Genomic DNA, 12,809 nt, shown 5'->3' with positions numbered 1-12,809 from the left:
GGGCGCTTGAAAAAATGGTGAGACCCTCGGGCATTTTTTGGTATATGTATTGTGGATATTCTCTGCTGAAGGCGCTCGGCATTCTAACTTGTCAAAACCTTATCCACACGCTGCCGGCGGCGGCGAAAGGCCCGCAAATCCAGTCGAAGATTGTTGAGGGGCCGAATGTTTGCGATAATTGCGGGTTTCCCTGAAAACCTCATTGCGTCTTTCGGGGGCCAATCCGAAACACGCTCTCCGGCGCCCGCGGCTTTTTCGCCTGCGGAAACAGGGAATCAGGAACCATCATGAAACGCACATACCAAGCATCCAAAGTCCGCCGCGCCCGTACCCACGGCTTTCTGGTCCGCATGAAGACCCGCGGCGGCCGTGCCGTCATCAACGCACGCCGCGCCAAGGGCCGCAAGCGCCTGGCCGTCTGACGGCAGCCCGCCTGCCGTTGCCAGCAGCCGAACCGCCAGCGCCAGCTCCTGCAGCCAGCGCTTCCGGCCCGACCCGTAACGGCGGACTCGGCTCGGTTTCCATGCAGCGGCTCAAGACCCGCGCGCAATTCCAGGCCGTCCTCGCAGGTGCCACCGTGGCGCGCACTGCTCATTTCGCATTGCATCGCTGTGCGCTCGATCTTTCGTCGAGCGCACAGCCGCTGTTCGCGTCCGACGATGTCTGGCTGGGCGCCATGGTGCCCAAGCGTTGGGCGCGCCGCGCGGTTACGCGCAACGCCATCAAGCGCCAGATCTACACCGTGAGCGCCGCGCCCGACGCCGGCCTGCCGCGTGCTGCGCACGTGGTGCGCCTGCGCGCGGGTTTCGACCGCAAGGAATTCGTGAGCGCCTCTTCGGACAAGCTCAAGGGTGCCGTTCGGGCTGAACTCCAGCAGTTGCTGGCGCGCGCAGCGCGTGCGCCGGTGCCTCCGGCCTCGCCCTCTTCTCCCTCCTCCTCATGAAACGCCTGCTGATCGGCCTCGTGAAGGGCTATCGCCTGCTGCTGAGCCCCTGGCTTGGCCAGTCGTGCCGCTTCACGCCGACTTGCTCCGTGTATTCGATCGAGGCGCTGGAAGTGCACGGTGCGCTCAAGGGCAGCTATCTCACGCTGCACCGCATCGCGCGCTGCCAGCCCTGGTGCCAGGGCGGGCACGATCCGGTTCCACCGGCATCACAGTGTCGTACTGACAAGTCAGGCTCACTGTTTTCGTCTCTCCTCTCCTCCGACAAGAAGTCTTCGTCATGAACGATATCCGCCGCACGATCCTGTGGGTGATTTTTGGTTTCTCGCTGGTGCTGCTGTGGGACCAATGGCAGGTCTTCAACGGCAACAAGCCGACCTTCCTGCCCTCGAGCAAGCCGGCCGCCGTGGCCTCCGCCCCGGCGGGCGCCGCCGCACCCGCTGCCAGCAATGGCGTGCCCAGCGCGTCCGCTGCCAGCGGCAGCGCGGGCGCCGTGCCCACGCAGGCCGCCGCGGCCGCGCCGCGCGAGCAGGTCAACGTGACCACCGACCTGTTCAAGGCCGTGATCGACAGCGAAGGCGCCACGGTCAACTACCTCGAACTGCTCAAGTACGACGAGGCCGACCGCACCAAGCACGTGGTGCTGTTCGAGAACACCTCGCCGGCCACCCGCTACGTGGCGCAGACCGGCCTGCTGAACCCCGTCGATTCGGGCGAGCGCTTCCCCAACCACCTGACGCCGATGGCGCCCAAGGCGGGTCCGCGCGAAATGGCCGAAGGCCAGAACACGCTGGAAGTGAGCTTCGAAAGCGCGCCGGCCGGCGGCCTGAAATACGTCAAGACCTACGTCTTCAAACGCGGCGACTACGCCATCGGCGTGCGCCATGAAGTCGTCAACGTGAGCGACCAGCCGCGCGATGCGCAGCTCTACATGCAGCTGCTGCGCCACGGCACCGTGGCCGCCGGCACCATGTTCGGCACCAACACCTTCACCGGTCCGGCCGCCTACACCAACGAGAAGAAGTTCCACAAGCTCGACTTCAAGGACATTGCCAAGGGCAAGATCGAGCCGCCGCCGCCCGCCAACGACGGCTGGATCGCCATGGTGCAGCATTACTTCGCGTCGGCCTGGCTGCTCAAGGGCGACCCGGCCAGCGAACAGCTGCGCCGCGAATTCCGCGTGAAGGACCTGGGCGACAACCTCTTCACCGTCGCCATGGTGGCGACGCTGCCGAAGATCGCTCCGGGTGCCACGCAGGTCGTGAACAGCGCGCTGTTCGCCGGCCCCGAGGAAGAAAAGAAGCTCGAAGCCATCGCCCCGGGCCTGGACCTGGTCAAGGACTACGGCATCTTCGCGATCATCTCCAAGCCGTTGTACTGGCTGCTCACGCAGCTGCACGGCATCCTGGGCAACTGGGGCTGGGCCATCGTGGCGCTGGTGGTGCTGCTGAAGGCGGCCTTCTACTGGCTCAATGCCAAGGCCTACGCGAGCATGGCCAAGATGAAGGCCATCAACCCCAAGATCATGGAAATGCGCGAGCGGCTGAAGGACAAGCCGCAGGAAATGCAGCAGGAAATGATGCGGATCTACAAGACCGAGAAGGTCAATCCGATGGGCGGCTGCTTCCCGATCGTGATCCAGATCCCGGTGTTCATCGCGCTGTACTGGGTGCTGCTGTCGTCGGTCGAAATGCGCCACGCGCCGTGGATCGGCTGGATCACCGACCTGTCGGCACCGGACCCCTGGTACATCCTGCCGATCGTGATGACGCTCACCTCGCTGTTCCAGACCTGGCTCAACCCGACGCCGCCCGATCCGATGCAGGCCAAGCTGATGTGGATCATGCCGCTCGCGTTCAGCGTGATGTTCATCTTCTTCCCGGCCGGCCTGGTGCTGTACTGGATCACCAACAACGTGCTGTCGATCGCGCAGCAGTGGTTCATCAACAAGCGGCTGGGCGTGCTGGGCACCAAGTAGCCGGCCCGCGTTCCGAGCCATCCCCGAAGGGCCGCGTCAGCGGCCCTTTTTGCTGAAAGAATCCGCACCATGCTCGCCCGCACCACCGATCCCATCGTCGCCATTGCCACCGCCTCGGGGCGCGGAGCGGTGGGCATCGTGCGGGTGTCGGGCGCCCGGCTCGCGCCGCTGGTCGACGCGCTCTGCGGCCGGCCGCTGAAGCCGCGCGAAGCCACCTACCTTCCCTTCCGCGATGCGGCCGGCGAACCGGTCGACCACGGCCTGGCCATCCACTTTCCCTCGCCCCATTCGTTCACGGGCGAAGACGTGCTCGAACTGCAGGCCCATGGCGGAACGGTCGTGCTGCAGCTGCTGCTGGCGCGCTGCCTGGAGGCCGCTGCCGAGGCCGATCCGGTCACCGGGCGGCCGCGCCTGCCCGGCCTGCGCGTGGCCGAGCCGGGCGAGTTCAGCCAGCGCGCCTTTCTCAACGGCAAGATCGACCTCGCCCAGGCCGAAGCCATTGCCGACCTGATCGACGCCAGCACCGAGGCGGCCGCGCGCAGCGCGGGGCGTTCGCTGTCGGGCGCCTTTTCGCGCGAGATCCACGCGCTGCGCGATGCGCTGATCCACCTGCGCATGCTGGTGGAAGCGACGCTCGACTTTCCGGAAGAGGAAATCGACTTTCTCCAAAAGGCCGATGCGGCCGGGCAGCTGGCGAAGCTGCAGGCGCAGCTCGCGGCCGTGCAGCAGCGCGCAAGACAAGGCGCGCTGCTGCGCGAAGGCATCAAGGTGGTCATTGCGGGCCAGCCCAATGCGGGCAAGAGCTCGCTGCTCAACGCGCTGGCGGGCGCCGAGCTGGCCATCGTGAGCGCGGTGGCGGGCACGACGCGCGACGTGGTGTCCGAGACCATCCAGATCCACGGGGTGCCGCTGCATGTGGTGGACACGGCCGGCCTGCGCGAAAGCAGCGACGAGGTCGAACAGATCGGCGTGGCCCGCGCCTGGGGCCAGATCGAGGGCGCCGATGCCGTGCTGTTCCTGCACGACCTGACGCGTGCCGGCCAGCCCGACTACGCAGCCGCCGACGCCGAGATCCTGCGCGGGCTGCAACAGAAGCTGCCCGCGAGCGTGCCGGTGCTCGATGTCTGGAACAAGCAGGATGCAGCGCCAGTGCCGGATACGGCGGGCGCGGCCCAAGGCATCGCCCTGTCCGCCAAGACCGGCCTCGGCATCGAGGCGCTGCGCGAACAGCTGCTGGCCATGGCCGGCTGGCAGGCGGTGCCCGAGGGCGTCTACCTGGCGCGGGCGCGCCATGTGCAGGCGCTGGGCCAGGTCGAGATCCACTTGGCGCTGGCCGCGGACCATCTGGCGGCGCAGGCGCAACTGCTCGACCTGCTGGCCGAGGAGTTGCGCCTCGCGCAGAACGCACTGAATGAAATCACCGGCGAGTTCGGCGCCGACGACCTGCTCGGGGTCATCTTTTCTCGCTTCTGTATCGGCAAATAGAGACAGCCCGTCCGAAAAACGTAAAGAGTTGTAGTCGAAAACCGCGCCCTTCGCGGATACTCCGGCACAGATGCGGGGGTTGAGAAAAGCATGTCCATCCAGAACCTGAGCCGCGCCATCGCGGACAACAGCAGCAACGACGCCTTCGCGTTGACGCTCAACGTACAGCAGTGGGAAACGCTGGCGGGCTACCTGCAGCCCATCGATACCGGCGTTGGCGACGTTCTGATCGAGCAGGGCACGCACGACCGATCGGTGTATTTCCTCGAGAGCGGCGCGATCAGCGTGCACCGCGTGAGCAGCAAGGAACAGATGAAACTGGCCGTGCTCATGCCCGGATCGGTGGTGGGCGAGGGCTCCTTCTTCTCGCGCCAGCCGCACTCCGCCAACGTGGTGGTCACCGGCGCGGGCCGCGTGTGGCGCCTCACGGCAATCCGCTTCGCGGAAATGTCGAACCGGCAGCCCAACCTGGCCCTGGAGATCGCGATGGGGCTCGGCGCGGTGATCGCCAAACGCATGGCTCACCGGTCCAAGCGCGTTGCGGTGACCTGAGCGCCGGCCTGCCGCTTCGCGCCTCGAATTCGGCCTCGACGGCTCTTCGCCGCCAGTTTTTCTGAAATCGTTTTCTCCTAGAAGTCCGTCGTCATGGCCTTGATCTGTCCGGTGTGCAGCGCGGAGAACCGCGCGGGCGCCAATTTCTGCCGCGGCTGCGGCGGCAAGCTGGCGCCTGCGGCACCCGCGCCGATGGCGCCGCTCCCGGCCCCCGGCAGCAGATCGGAGCGCGAGTGGGCCGCCACGGCACCCGCGCAACTGCGCGCGCCCACCATTCCGGGCGGGCTGTTCGAAACCGGCGCCTACGCGGCTTCCGCTGCTTCTTCCGCGAGCGCGAGCCTGCCGAACGAGGACAAGACCGTCATCATTGCGCCGGGGTCTTCCGAGCGGCTGCCTTCGCGGCCGCGGGAGGGCCGTGCGAGGAAGAAATCCTCTTCTTCTTCCGGGAGCAGGACGCGGCGGTCCGCCGGCGCCGAGGCGCAGAAGAAGCCTTCGCGCTCCCGCGGCATGTGGCTGTGGGGGGCGCTGCTGGCGGTGGGCTTGCTCATGATCACCGCCGGCTGGTACGGCTACGGAACCGGCAAGCCGTCCGAAGAGACTCCTCCGGCCGCGGTGCCTCCCATGCCGGCCCCTGCGCCCGCCTTGCTGCCCGAGCCGGCCGCAGCCGCGCCGGAGGCACCTGCCGCCGAGATGCCCGCCGCGGACGCGGCGGCATCGGCTTCGGCGAAGGACGCGCCGGCCGCTGCCAATCCCAAGCCGCCGGCCGCCGCGGCCAAGCCGCGCAAGCCCGCTCCGGCGGCACCGTCGCAGTCTGGCGCGACCGAGCCCGCACCGGCTCCCGTCGCTGCGGCACCTTCGTCCCCGGCAGCGGCGGCGCCTGCCGATCCGTTGGCCCTCTGCGGCGACCGGAACTTCATCGCCAAGGCCCAATGCATGGCTGCGCAGTGCCTCAAGCCCGAACACAAGCCGCATGCGCAGTGCGAAGCCGTACGCCGGCAGCAGCGCCTCGAGGAAGAAAAGCGCAATCCCACCCTGGTGAACTGAGCGTACGCGCTCCGGCGCACCGGCTCAGCCTTTTTGCAGCCGCTCGATGGCCACGGCCAGGGCGGCGGGCTTGCCGCACAGCACGAGCGTGTCGCCGTCGGTCAGCACCGTGTCGCCGGTGAACACCTGGTTCTGGCCGTCGTGGCGGCGCAGGCTGGCGACGCGCACGCCCAGGCTGTCGAGCGCCAGCCGCGCCAGGTTCTGGCCGACGGCGCGGGCGCCGGGCGTGAGCGTGAAGGTGTTGAGCCGCTCGTGGTCGAGCTCGTCGGCGTTGTCGTCGTCCGCGCCGTGGAAGTAGCCGCGCAGCAGGTTGTAGCGCGCGTCGCGCTGGTCCTGCACCACGCGGATCACGCGCCGCATCGGCACGCCGACCAGCGCCAGCGCATGGCTGGCGAGCATCAGCGAGCCCTCGATCGCCTCGGGCACCACCTCGGTCGCACCGGCCGCCTGCAGCTTCTCGAGGTCGAGGTCGTCCTGCGTGCGCACGATCACAGGCACCTGCGGCGCGTGGGAGCGGATATTGGCCAGCACCTTCATGGCGCCCGGCACGTCGAGATAGGTCACGACCACGGCGCTGGCGCGCGCCAGGCCGGCCGCCATCAGTGCCTGCAGCCGGGCCGCGTCGCCGAACACCACCGAATCGCCCGCCGCTGCGGCCTGCCGCACGCGGTCGGGGTCGAGGTCCAGCGCCATGTAGGGAATGCCTTCGCGCTCGAGGATGCGCGCCAGGTTCTGGCCGCAGCGCCCGTAGCCGCAGATGATCACGTGCCGGGCGGTGTTGATGGTCTTGCGCGCGATCGTGGTCATCTGCAGCGATTGCTGCAGCCAGTCGCTCGCCACCAGCTTGCGCACGATGGCGTTGGTGTACATCACGATGAAGGGCGTGGCGAGCATCGACAGCACCATCGACGCCAGGACCGGGTTGGCCAGCCACGGCGGCAGGAGGCTGCGCTCCTGCGCCAGCGCCAGCAGCACGAAGCCGAATTCGCCGGCCTGCGCCAGGTAGAGGCCGGTGCGCAGCGAGACGCCCGCGGTGGCGCCCAGCACCCGCGCCAGCACCGTCACCAGTGCCAGCTTGAAGGCCAGCGGCAGCACCAGCAGCACAGCCACCAGCGCCCAGCGCTCCACCACGATGTGCCAGTCCAGCGACATGCCCACCGTGATGAAGAACAGGCCCAGCAGCACGTCGTGGAACGGGCGGATGTCGGTTTCGACCTGGTGCTTGTATTCGGTCTCCGACACCAGCATGCCGGCGATGAAGGCGCCCAGCGCGAGGCTCAGGCCGGCCAGCTCGGTGAGCCAGGCCAGGCCGAGCGTCACCAGCAGCACGTTCAGGATGAAGAGCTCCTCGCTGCGCCGCCGCGCGACGAGCGTGAGCCACCAGCGCATGATGCGCGGACCGCCGTAGAGCAGCACGCCGATCAGCAGGGTGGCCTTCACCAGCGCCAGGCCGATGGCCTTGGCCAGCGCCTCGGGCGGTGCGCCGAGCGCGGGAATCAGCACCAGCAGCGGCACCACCGCCAGGTCCTGGAACAGCAGCACGCCCATCACGCGCTTGCCGTGCTCGCTTTCGAGTTCGAGACGCTCGGCCATCAGCTTCACGACGATCGCGGTGCTGCTCATCGTGAGTGCGCCCGACAGCGCCAGCGCCGTCTGCCATCCGAGCCGCCAGGCCGGCGGGAGCTGCGAGGCGATGAGCAGCGCCCCGGCGGTGGCAATGGCCATGGTCAGCAGCACCTGCAGCAGGCCCAGGCCGAACACGTGCTTGCGCATGGCGCGCAGCTTGGGCAGGCTGAACTCCAGCCCGATCACGAACATCAGGAACACCACGCCGAACTCGCCGAGGTGGCGGATGGCTTCGGAGTTCTGCGCCAATGCCAGCGCATGCGGCCCGATCAGCACGCCGGCCGACAGATAGCCCAGCATCGGCGGCAGTTTCAGCGAGCGGCAGACCACCACGCCGAGCACTGCGGCCAGCAAATACATCAGCGTGAGATCGAACGAGGACATGGCCGGATGCTAGAGCAATGTCCATGCCCCGAACGTGCGGCTTGTATCGAGCGGCGGCGCGCGCCGGCCGGCCCGTAAAATCCGCCGATGAGTTCAGCTCCCCTGCCCCCCGTGGTCGACGCCGACGCAATCCTGGCGCGGGCGCGCGCCACCTTCGACATCGAGTCCGATGCCGTGCTCGGCCTCAAGTCGCGCGTGGGTCCGAGTTTCGTCGACGCCGTGCGCAAGATCCTGGACGTGCGCGGACGCGTGGTCGTCATGGGCATGGGCAAGAGCGGCCATGTCGGCCGCAAGATTGCGGCGACCCTGGCCTCCACCGGCACGCCGGCCATGTTCGTCCACCCGGCCGAAGCGAGCCACGGCGACCTCGGCATGATCAAGCCGGTCGACCTGGTGCTGGCCATCTCCAACAGCGGCGAGGTCGACGAACTCACCGTGATCCTGCCGGTGGTCAAGCGCCAGGGCGTGCCGCTCATTGCCATGACCGGCCGCACCGACTCCACCCTCGCGCGCCACGCCGACATCGTGATCGACGCCGGCGTGGCCAAGGAGGCCTGCCCGCTCAACCTCGCCCCCACCGCGAGCACCACCGCCCAGATGGCCATGGGCGACGCGCTGGCGGTGGCGCTGCTCGACGCGCGCGGCTTCGGCTCCGAAGACTTCGCGCGCTCGCACCCCGGCGGCGCGCTCGGCCGCAAGCTGCTCACGCACGTGAGCGACATGATGCGCTCGGGCGACGAGGTGCCGCGCGTGGCGCCCACCGCAACGCTCAGCGAGCTGATGCGCGAGATGAGCTCCAAGGGCCTGGGCGCCACCGCCGTGGTCGATGCGCAAGGCCGTGCCATCGGCATCTTCACCGACGGCGACCTGCGCCGCCAGGTGGAGACCGGCGGCGACCTGCGCGGCCTCACCGCCGCCGACGTGATGCACCCCGGCCCGCGCACGCTGCGCGCCGAGGCGCTGGCGGTCGAGGCGGCCGAGCTGATGGAAGAACACCGCATTACCAGCGTGCTCATCGTCGACCCCCAGGGGCTCCTGATCGGCGCGCTCAGCATCAACGACCTGATGCGCGCGAAGGTCATCTGATGCCGCTCGACTTCCAGGCCGAAACCTTGCTCGCCGCGCAGGACGTGCGCATCGCGTTCTTCGACATCGATGGCGTGCTGACCGACGGCGGCGTGTATTTCACCGAGCACGGCGAAACCCTCAAGCGCTTCAGCATCCTGGACGGCTACGGCCTCAAGCTGCTGCGCCTGGCGGGTATCACGCCCGCGGTGATCACCGGCCGCGACTCCAAGCCGCTGCGCGTGCGGCTCGAAGCGCTGGGCATCCAGCACGTGCGCTACGGCACCGAAGACAAGCTGCCCGCGGCCCAGGCCATGCTCGAGGAGCTCGGCTTCAGCTGGCTGCAGGCCGCGGCCATCGGCGACGACTGGCCCGACCTGCCCGTGCTGGCGCGCGTCGGCTTCGCGGCCGCGCCCGCCAATGCGCATGTCGAAGTGCGCGACGCGGTCAACTACGTCACCCGCGCACGCGGCGGAGAAGGCGCGGCGCGCGAGTTCTGCGATCTGCTGCTGACGGCCTGCGGCCAATACCGCCGCCTGCTCGACGCCGCCCGGGGTCCCAGGCAATGAAGCGTGCCTGGAACCTGCTGCGCGACGTGCTCGACCGCGCCACGATCTACCTGCCCATCATTCTCACGGCGGCCGTTGCGCTCGGCACCTACTGGCTGGTGCGCAACGCGCCCAAGCTGCTCGCACCCACGGCCAAGGCCGCGCCCACGCACGAGCCCGACTATTTCATGCGCGGCTTCGTGATCAAGAACTTCCTGCCCAACGGCGACCTGCGCAGCGAACTCCATGGCAAGGAAGGCCGGCACTACCCCGACACCGACACCGTCGAGGTCGACGACGTGCGCATGCGCTCGGTTTCGCCGCAGGGCTTCACGACCCACGCCACCGCCAATCGCGGCATCTCCAATTCCGACGGCAGCGAGATCCAGCTCTTCGGCAACGCCATCGTCATCCGCGATCCGGTGGTGGGGCCCAACGGCAAGTCCACGCCGCGGCTGGAGTTCCGCGGCGATTTCCTGCACGCCTTTCTCGACACCGAACGCGTGACCTCGAACAAGCCGGTCACGCTCATCCGCGGCGCCGACCAGTTCACCGCCGAAAACCTCGACTACGACAACCTGAGCGGCGTTGCCAACCTGACCGGCCGGGTGCGCGGCGTCCTGATTCCCTCGGCGGCCGGCAAGCCGCGCTGAACCCGCGCATGAGCCCCTCCCCGCTTGTCTTCATCACCGGCGCATCGAGCGGCATCGGCCAGGCCCTGGCCGCCAGCTTCTACGAGGCGGGCTACCGCCTCGCGCTGGTGGCGCGGCGCACCGCGGAAATCGAATCCTGGGCCGGTGAGCGCCAGCTGGACCCCGCCCGCTACCAGGTCTATGGCGCCGACGTGGCGCAAACCGACAGCATCGTGGCCGCGGGCGCCGCCTGCATCGAACGCCAGGGCCTGCCCGACGTGGTGATTGCAAACGCCGGCATCAGCGTGGGCATCGACACGGCACAGCGCGAGGACATCGAGGTGATGGCCCGGACCTTCGCCACCAACAACGTGGGCCTGATGGCCACCTTCCATCCCTTCGTGGCGGCGATGAGGCAGCGCGGCAGCGGCCGGCTGGTCGGCATCGCGAGCGTCGCGGCCATTCGCGGGCTGCCGGGGCACGGCGCCTATTGCGCCAGCAAGGCGGGCGTGGTCGCGTACTGCGAGAGCCTGCGCGGCGAACTGCACAACAGCGGCGTCAAGGTCGTCACGCTGTGCCCCGGCTACATCGACACGCCGCTGACCCAGGGCAACCGCTACGGCATGCCCTTTCTCATGAAGGCCCGGGACTTTGCCGACCAAGCACTGCGCGCCATCGAGGCCGGCACCAGCTACCGCGTGATTCCCTGGCAGATGGGCGTGGTCGCCAAGCTGATGCGCATGCTGCCGAACGCGCTGCTCGACCGCGCCGTGCAGGGCCGCGCCCGCAAGAAGCGCAGCGGCGAAAGCTGATGAATTCACCGGGGCGGCGGCCCCAATGAAAAAGGCTCCCTGAGGAGCCCTTTTTACTTGTGCGTGCCTGGCCGCAGCGCTCAGTAGCCGCTGTTGCCGCCACCACCGTAGCCGCCGCCGCCGCCGGAGCGGCCACCGCCGCCACCGCCACGGGGGCCGGCGCCATAGGGGCTGCGGAAGCCGCCATCGCCACCACCACCGCCGCCGGAGCGGCCACCACCACCGCCGCCATAGCCGCCGCCACCGCCGGAGCGGCCACCGCCGCCACCACCGTAGCCGCCACCACCGCCGCCGTAGCCACCGCCACCACCGCCGCCATAACCACCACCGCCGCCGCCGTAGCCGCCGCCACCGCTGCGCGGGGGGCGTGCTTCCATGGGACGTGCTTCATTGACGACGACGCTGCGGCCGCCGAGCGGCTGGCCGTTCATGCCATTGATGGCTGCTTGCGCTTCCGCGTCACTGCCCATCTCGACGAAGCCGAAGCCCTTCGAGCGGCCCGTGTCGCGTTCCATCATGACCTTGGCGCTGGTCACCGCGCCGAATTGTCCGAAAGCCTGTTCGAGATCACTGTCGCGCACCGAGTAAGGCAGGTTGCCGACATACAGTTTGTTGCCCATCAAGGGACTCCTATAAACACATAGCAAGAAAAGCGATGGAGTCCCGAAAGCATCACTCAAACGAGAGCCGTCGAGTCGCGCGAAACTGACCGATCACCGAACTTCCTCCCCGGCAAAATGAAGAGGGAGGCTCGTGCATTATGGGTGAAATACGTGAAATGCAAGCAGTAATTTGCTGCATCCTGTAGGGCCTCGAAAAATTTAGGGAAAGCTAGCGCACGCTTACAAACCCAGCCGTTGGCTGCGGCGCAGCAGGTAGAATCCGACCCGTCATTGGGGAGTAGCCGCCTTCCATCGCGAGAAGGGCCCGCGTCAACAGACTTGTCCTGCCCCACACAGGACATGGCGCGTGCAGTGGACACACCTGGCGAGACCTTTGACCGTGCAACTTCGGGAATATGGCCGAAGGTGTTGCACGGTCAATTGCGTCCTTCGGCCCAAGGAACCCCTCTCTTTCATGGAAGCTTTTCTCGTTGCAACCGGCGTGGTTGCGCTCGCCGAAATGGGCGACAAGACCCAACTGCTGGCTCTTCTGCTTGCGGCGCGTTTCAGGAAACCCTGGCCGATCGTGCTCGGGATCTTCGCGGCCACCATCGTCAACCACGCACTGGCCGGCGCGGTCGGCAACTGGATCACCCACTGGCTCGGGCCCGACGTGCTGCGCTGGATCCTGGGCGGCTCGTTCATCGCCATGGCGGCGTGGATGCTGATCCCCGACAAGCTCGACGAGGACGACGCCCCCGCGGCCACCCACCACGGGGTCTTCGTCACCACGCTGGTCGCGTTCTTCCTGGCCGAAATGGGCGACAAGACCCAGATCGCGACCGTCATGCTGGCCGCGCGCTTCACGCAGGAGTATTTCTGGGTGGTCGCCGGCACGACGCTCGGCATGATGCTGGCCAACGCGCCGGTGGTGTGGCTCGGCGAGAAGATCGTGCGGCGCGTGCCCATCAAGCTGGTGCACGGCGTCTCGGCCGCGATCTTCCTCGTGCTCGGCCTCGTGATGATCGTCGGCTGGTAGCGCGGCGGGACGATATACTGCCGGCTGCGCCGATTTGCTTCAGCTTGCGGGCGCTTAATAAATTCAGCTAAAGACAGTCAAGTTGGCGAACAAGCAACC

14 protein-coding genes and 1 riboswitch are annotated in these 12,809 nt (G+C 67.9%); of the genes, 12 read left to right on the top strand and 2 right to left on the bottom strand.

The window, feature by feature from the left end:
* The first annotated feature begins 287 nt into the window (after window positions 1–287).
* The 7 genes from rpmH to ACAM54_RS25940 all read left to right on the top strand — a co-directional run bounded on the left by rpmH (window position 288) and on the right by ACAM54_RS25940 (window position 6,002).
* Window positions 288–422 carry a 50S ribosomal protein L34 gene (gene rpmH, locus ACAM54_RS25970; protein WP_007834827.1) on the top strand — a complete coding sequence of 45 codons (135 nt, stop codon included), beginning with the start codon at window positions 288–290 and terminating at the stop codon, window positions 420–422.
* A 101-nt stretch (window positions 423–523) separates the two neighbouring features.
* Window positions 524–943 carry a ribonuclease P protein component gene (locus tag ACAM54_RS25965; protein ID WP_145738933.1) on the top strand — a complete coding sequence of 140 codons (420 nt, stop codon included), beginning with the start codon at window positions 524–526 and terminating at the stop codon, window positions 941–943.
* Window positions 940–1,227: a membrane protein insertion efficiency factor YidD gene (gene yidD, locus ACAM54_RS25960; protein ID WP_015868039.1), complete on the top strand. Its 288-nt coding sequence runs from the start codon at window positions 940–942 to the stop codon at window positions 1,225–1,227. Before ACAM54_RS25965 ends, yidD begins: the two co-directional genes overlap by 4 nt.
* Window positions 1,224–2,921: a membrane protein insertase YidC gene (yidC, locus tag ACAM54_RS25955; RefSeq protein ID WP_369649388.1), complete on the top strand. Its 1,698-nt coding sequence runs from the start codon at window positions 1,224–1,226 to the stop codon at window positions 2,919–2,921. The genes yidD and yidC overlap by 4 nt, the downstream gene beginning before the upstream one ends.
* Before the next feature lie 69 nt (window positions 2,922–2,990).
* Window positions 2,991–4,406, top strand: coding sequence for a tRNA uridine-5-carboxymethylaminomethyl(34) synthesis GTPase MnmE (mnmE, locus tag ACAM54_RS25950; protein WP_369649387.1), 1,416 nt, complete (start codon window positions 2,991–2,993; stop codon window positions 4,404–4,406).
* A gap of 90 nt (window positions 4,407–4,496) precedes the next feature.
* Window positions 4,497–4,958 (top strand): Crp/Fnr family transcriptional regulator, encoded by a 462-nt coding sequence (locus ACAM54_RS25945; protein WP_047784544.1) that lies wholly within the window; start codon window positions 4,497–4,499, stop codon window positions 4,956–4,958.
* A gap of 93 nt (window positions 4,959–5,051) precedes the next feature.
* Window positions 5,052–6,002, top strand: coding sequence for a hypothetical protein (locus ACAM54_RS25940; RefSeq protein WP_369649386.1), 951 nt, complete (start codon window positions 5,052–5,054; stop codon window positions 6,000–6,002).
* A 24-nt stretch (window positions 6,003–6,026) separates the two neighbouring features.
* Here the strand turns inward: ACAM54_RS25940 and ACAM54_RS25935 are convergent, their stop codons facing one another.
* The gene (locus tag ACAM54_RS25935) at window positions 6,027–8,012 is read right to left on the bottom strand and encodes a monovalent cation:proton antiporter-2 (CPA2) family protein (RefSeq protein ID WP_209500348.1); all 1,986 of its coding nucleotides are present in this window, start codon (window positions 8,010–8,012) and stop codon (window positions 6,027–6,029) included.
* A gap of 87 nt (window positions 8,013–8,099) precedes the next feature.
* On the opposite strand from ACAM54_RS25935, the gene ACAM54_RS25930 reads away from it, so the two are divergent.
* From ACAM54_RS25930 to ACAM54_RS25915, 4 genes are read left to right on the top strand one after another with little or no spacing between them, the layout of a single operon-like run.
* Window positions 8,100–9,098, top strand: a complete 999-nt coding sequence (locus tag ACAM54_RS25930) for an SIS domain-containing protein (RefSeq protein ID WP_369649385.1) — start codon at window positions 8,100–8,102, stop codon at window positions 9,096–9,098.
* Window positions 9,098–9,646: a KdsC family phosphatase gene (locus ACAM54_RS25925; RefSeq protein WP_369649384.1), complete on the top strand. Its 549-nt coding sequence runs from the start codon at window positions 9,098–9,100 to the stop codon at window positions 9,644–9,646. The genes ACAM54_RS25930 and ACAM54_RS25925 overlap by 1 nt, the downstream gene beginning before the upstream one ends.
* A complete protein-coding gene (gene lptC / locus ACAM54_RS25920; RefSeq protein WP_145738949.1) occupies window positions 9,643–10,278 on the top strand; it encodes an LPS export ABC transporter periplasmic protein LptC in 636 nt (211 codons plus the stop codon). The genes ACAM54_RS25925 and lptC overlap by 4 nt, the downstream gene beginning before the upstream one ends.
* Before the next feature lie 8 nt (window positions 10,279–10,286).
* Entirely contained in the window at window positions 10,287–11,069 is a 783-nt protein-coding gene (locus ACAM54_RS25915) for an SDR family oxidoreductase (protein ID WP_145738951.1), read from the top strand.
* 80 nt (window positions 11,070–11,149) lie between these two features.
* On the opposite strand, the gene ACAM54_RS25910 is transcribed toward ACAM54_RS25915, so the two are convergent.
* Window positions 11,150–11,689 (bottom strand): RNA-binding protein, encoded by a 540-nt coding sequence (locus ACAM54_RS25910; protein ID WP_192324824.1) that lies wholly within the window; start codon window positions 11,687–11,689, stop codon window positions 11,150–11,152.
* A gap of 263 nt (window positions 11,690–11,952) precedes the next feature.
* A riboswitch (yybP-ykoY riboswitch) is annotated at window positions 11,953–12,129 on the top strand.
* 17 nt (window positions 12,130–12,146) lie between these two features.
* Between ACAM54_RS25910 and ACAM54_RS25905 the strand changes: the two genes are divergently transcribed.
* A complete protein-coding gene (locus tag ACAM54_RS25905) occupies window positions 12,147–12,710 on the top strand; it encodes a TMEM165/GDT1 family protein (protein WP_369649383.1) in 564 nt (187 codons plus the stop codon).
* Window positions 12,711–12,809 lie beyond the last annotated feature (99 nt).

It is taken from the genome of Variovorax sp. V93 (assembly GCF_041154485.1).
Lineage (GTDB): Bacteria > Pseudomonadota > Gammaproteobacteria > Burkholderiales > Burkholderiaceae_C > Variovorax > Variovorax beijingensis_A.
Note: the sequence above shows the minus strand (reverse complement) of the source record. Positions and strands in the feature narration are given on the sequence as shown.

Bases quoted from the DNA above. Each gene is read 5' to 3' on its own strand.
- ACAM54_RS25965 (WP_145738933.1), top strand. From the start codon at position 524: ATGCAGCGGCTCAAGACCCGCGCGCAATTCCAGGCCGTCCTCGCAGGT.
- ACAM54_RS25945 (WP_047784544.1), top strand. From the start codon at position 4,497: ATGTCCATCCAGAACCTGAGCCGCGCCATCGCGGACAACAGCAGCAAC.
- ACAM54_RS25940 (WP_369649386.1), top strand. From the start codon at position 5,052: ATGGCCTTGATCTGTCCGGTGTGCAGCGCGGAGAACCGCGCGGGCGCC.
- rpmH (WP_007834827.1), top strand. From the start codon at position 288: ATGAAACGCACATACCAAGCATCCAAAGTCCGCCGCGCCCGTACCCAC.
- ACAM54_RS25915 (WP_145738951.1), top strand. From the start codon at position 10,287: ATGAGCCCCTCCCCGCTTGTCTTCATCACCGGCGCATCGAGCGGCATC.
- ACAM54_RS25905 (WP_369649383.1), top strand. From the start codon at position 12,147: ATGGAAGCTTTTCTCGTTGCAACCGGCGTGGTTGCGCTCGCCGAAATG.
- ACAM54_RS25935 (WP_209500348.1), bottom strand. From the start codon at position 8,012: ATGTCCTCGTTCGATCTCACGCTGATGTATTTGCTGGCCGCAGTGCTC.
- ACAM54_RS25910 (WP_192324824.1), bottom strand. From the start codon at position 11,689: ATGGGCAACAAACTGTATGTCGGCAACCTGCCTTACTCGGTGCGCGAC.
- ACAM54_RS25930 (WP_369649385.1), top strand. From the start codon at position 8,100: ATGAGTTCAGCTCCCCTGCCCCCCGTGGTCGACGCCGACGCAATCCTG.
- yidD (WP_015868039.1), top strand. From the start codon at position 940: ATGAAACGCCTGCTGATCGGCCTCGTGAAGGGCTATCGCCTGCTGCTG.
- lptC (WP_145738949.1), top strand. From the start codon at position 9,643: ATGAAGCGTGCCTGGAACCTGCTGCGCGACGTGCTCGACCGCGCCACG.
- ACAM54_RS25925 (WP_369649384.1), top strand. From the start codon at position 9,098: ATGCCGCTCGACTTCCAGGCCGAAACCTTGCTCGCCGCGCAGGACGTG.
- yidC (WP_369649388.1), top strand. From the start codon at position 1,224: ATGAACGATATCCGCCGCACGATCCTGTGGGTGATTTTTGGTTTCTCG.
- mnmE (WP_369649387.1), top strand. From the start codon at position 2,991: ATGCTCGCCCGCACCACCGATCCCATCGTCGCCATTGCCACCGCCTCG.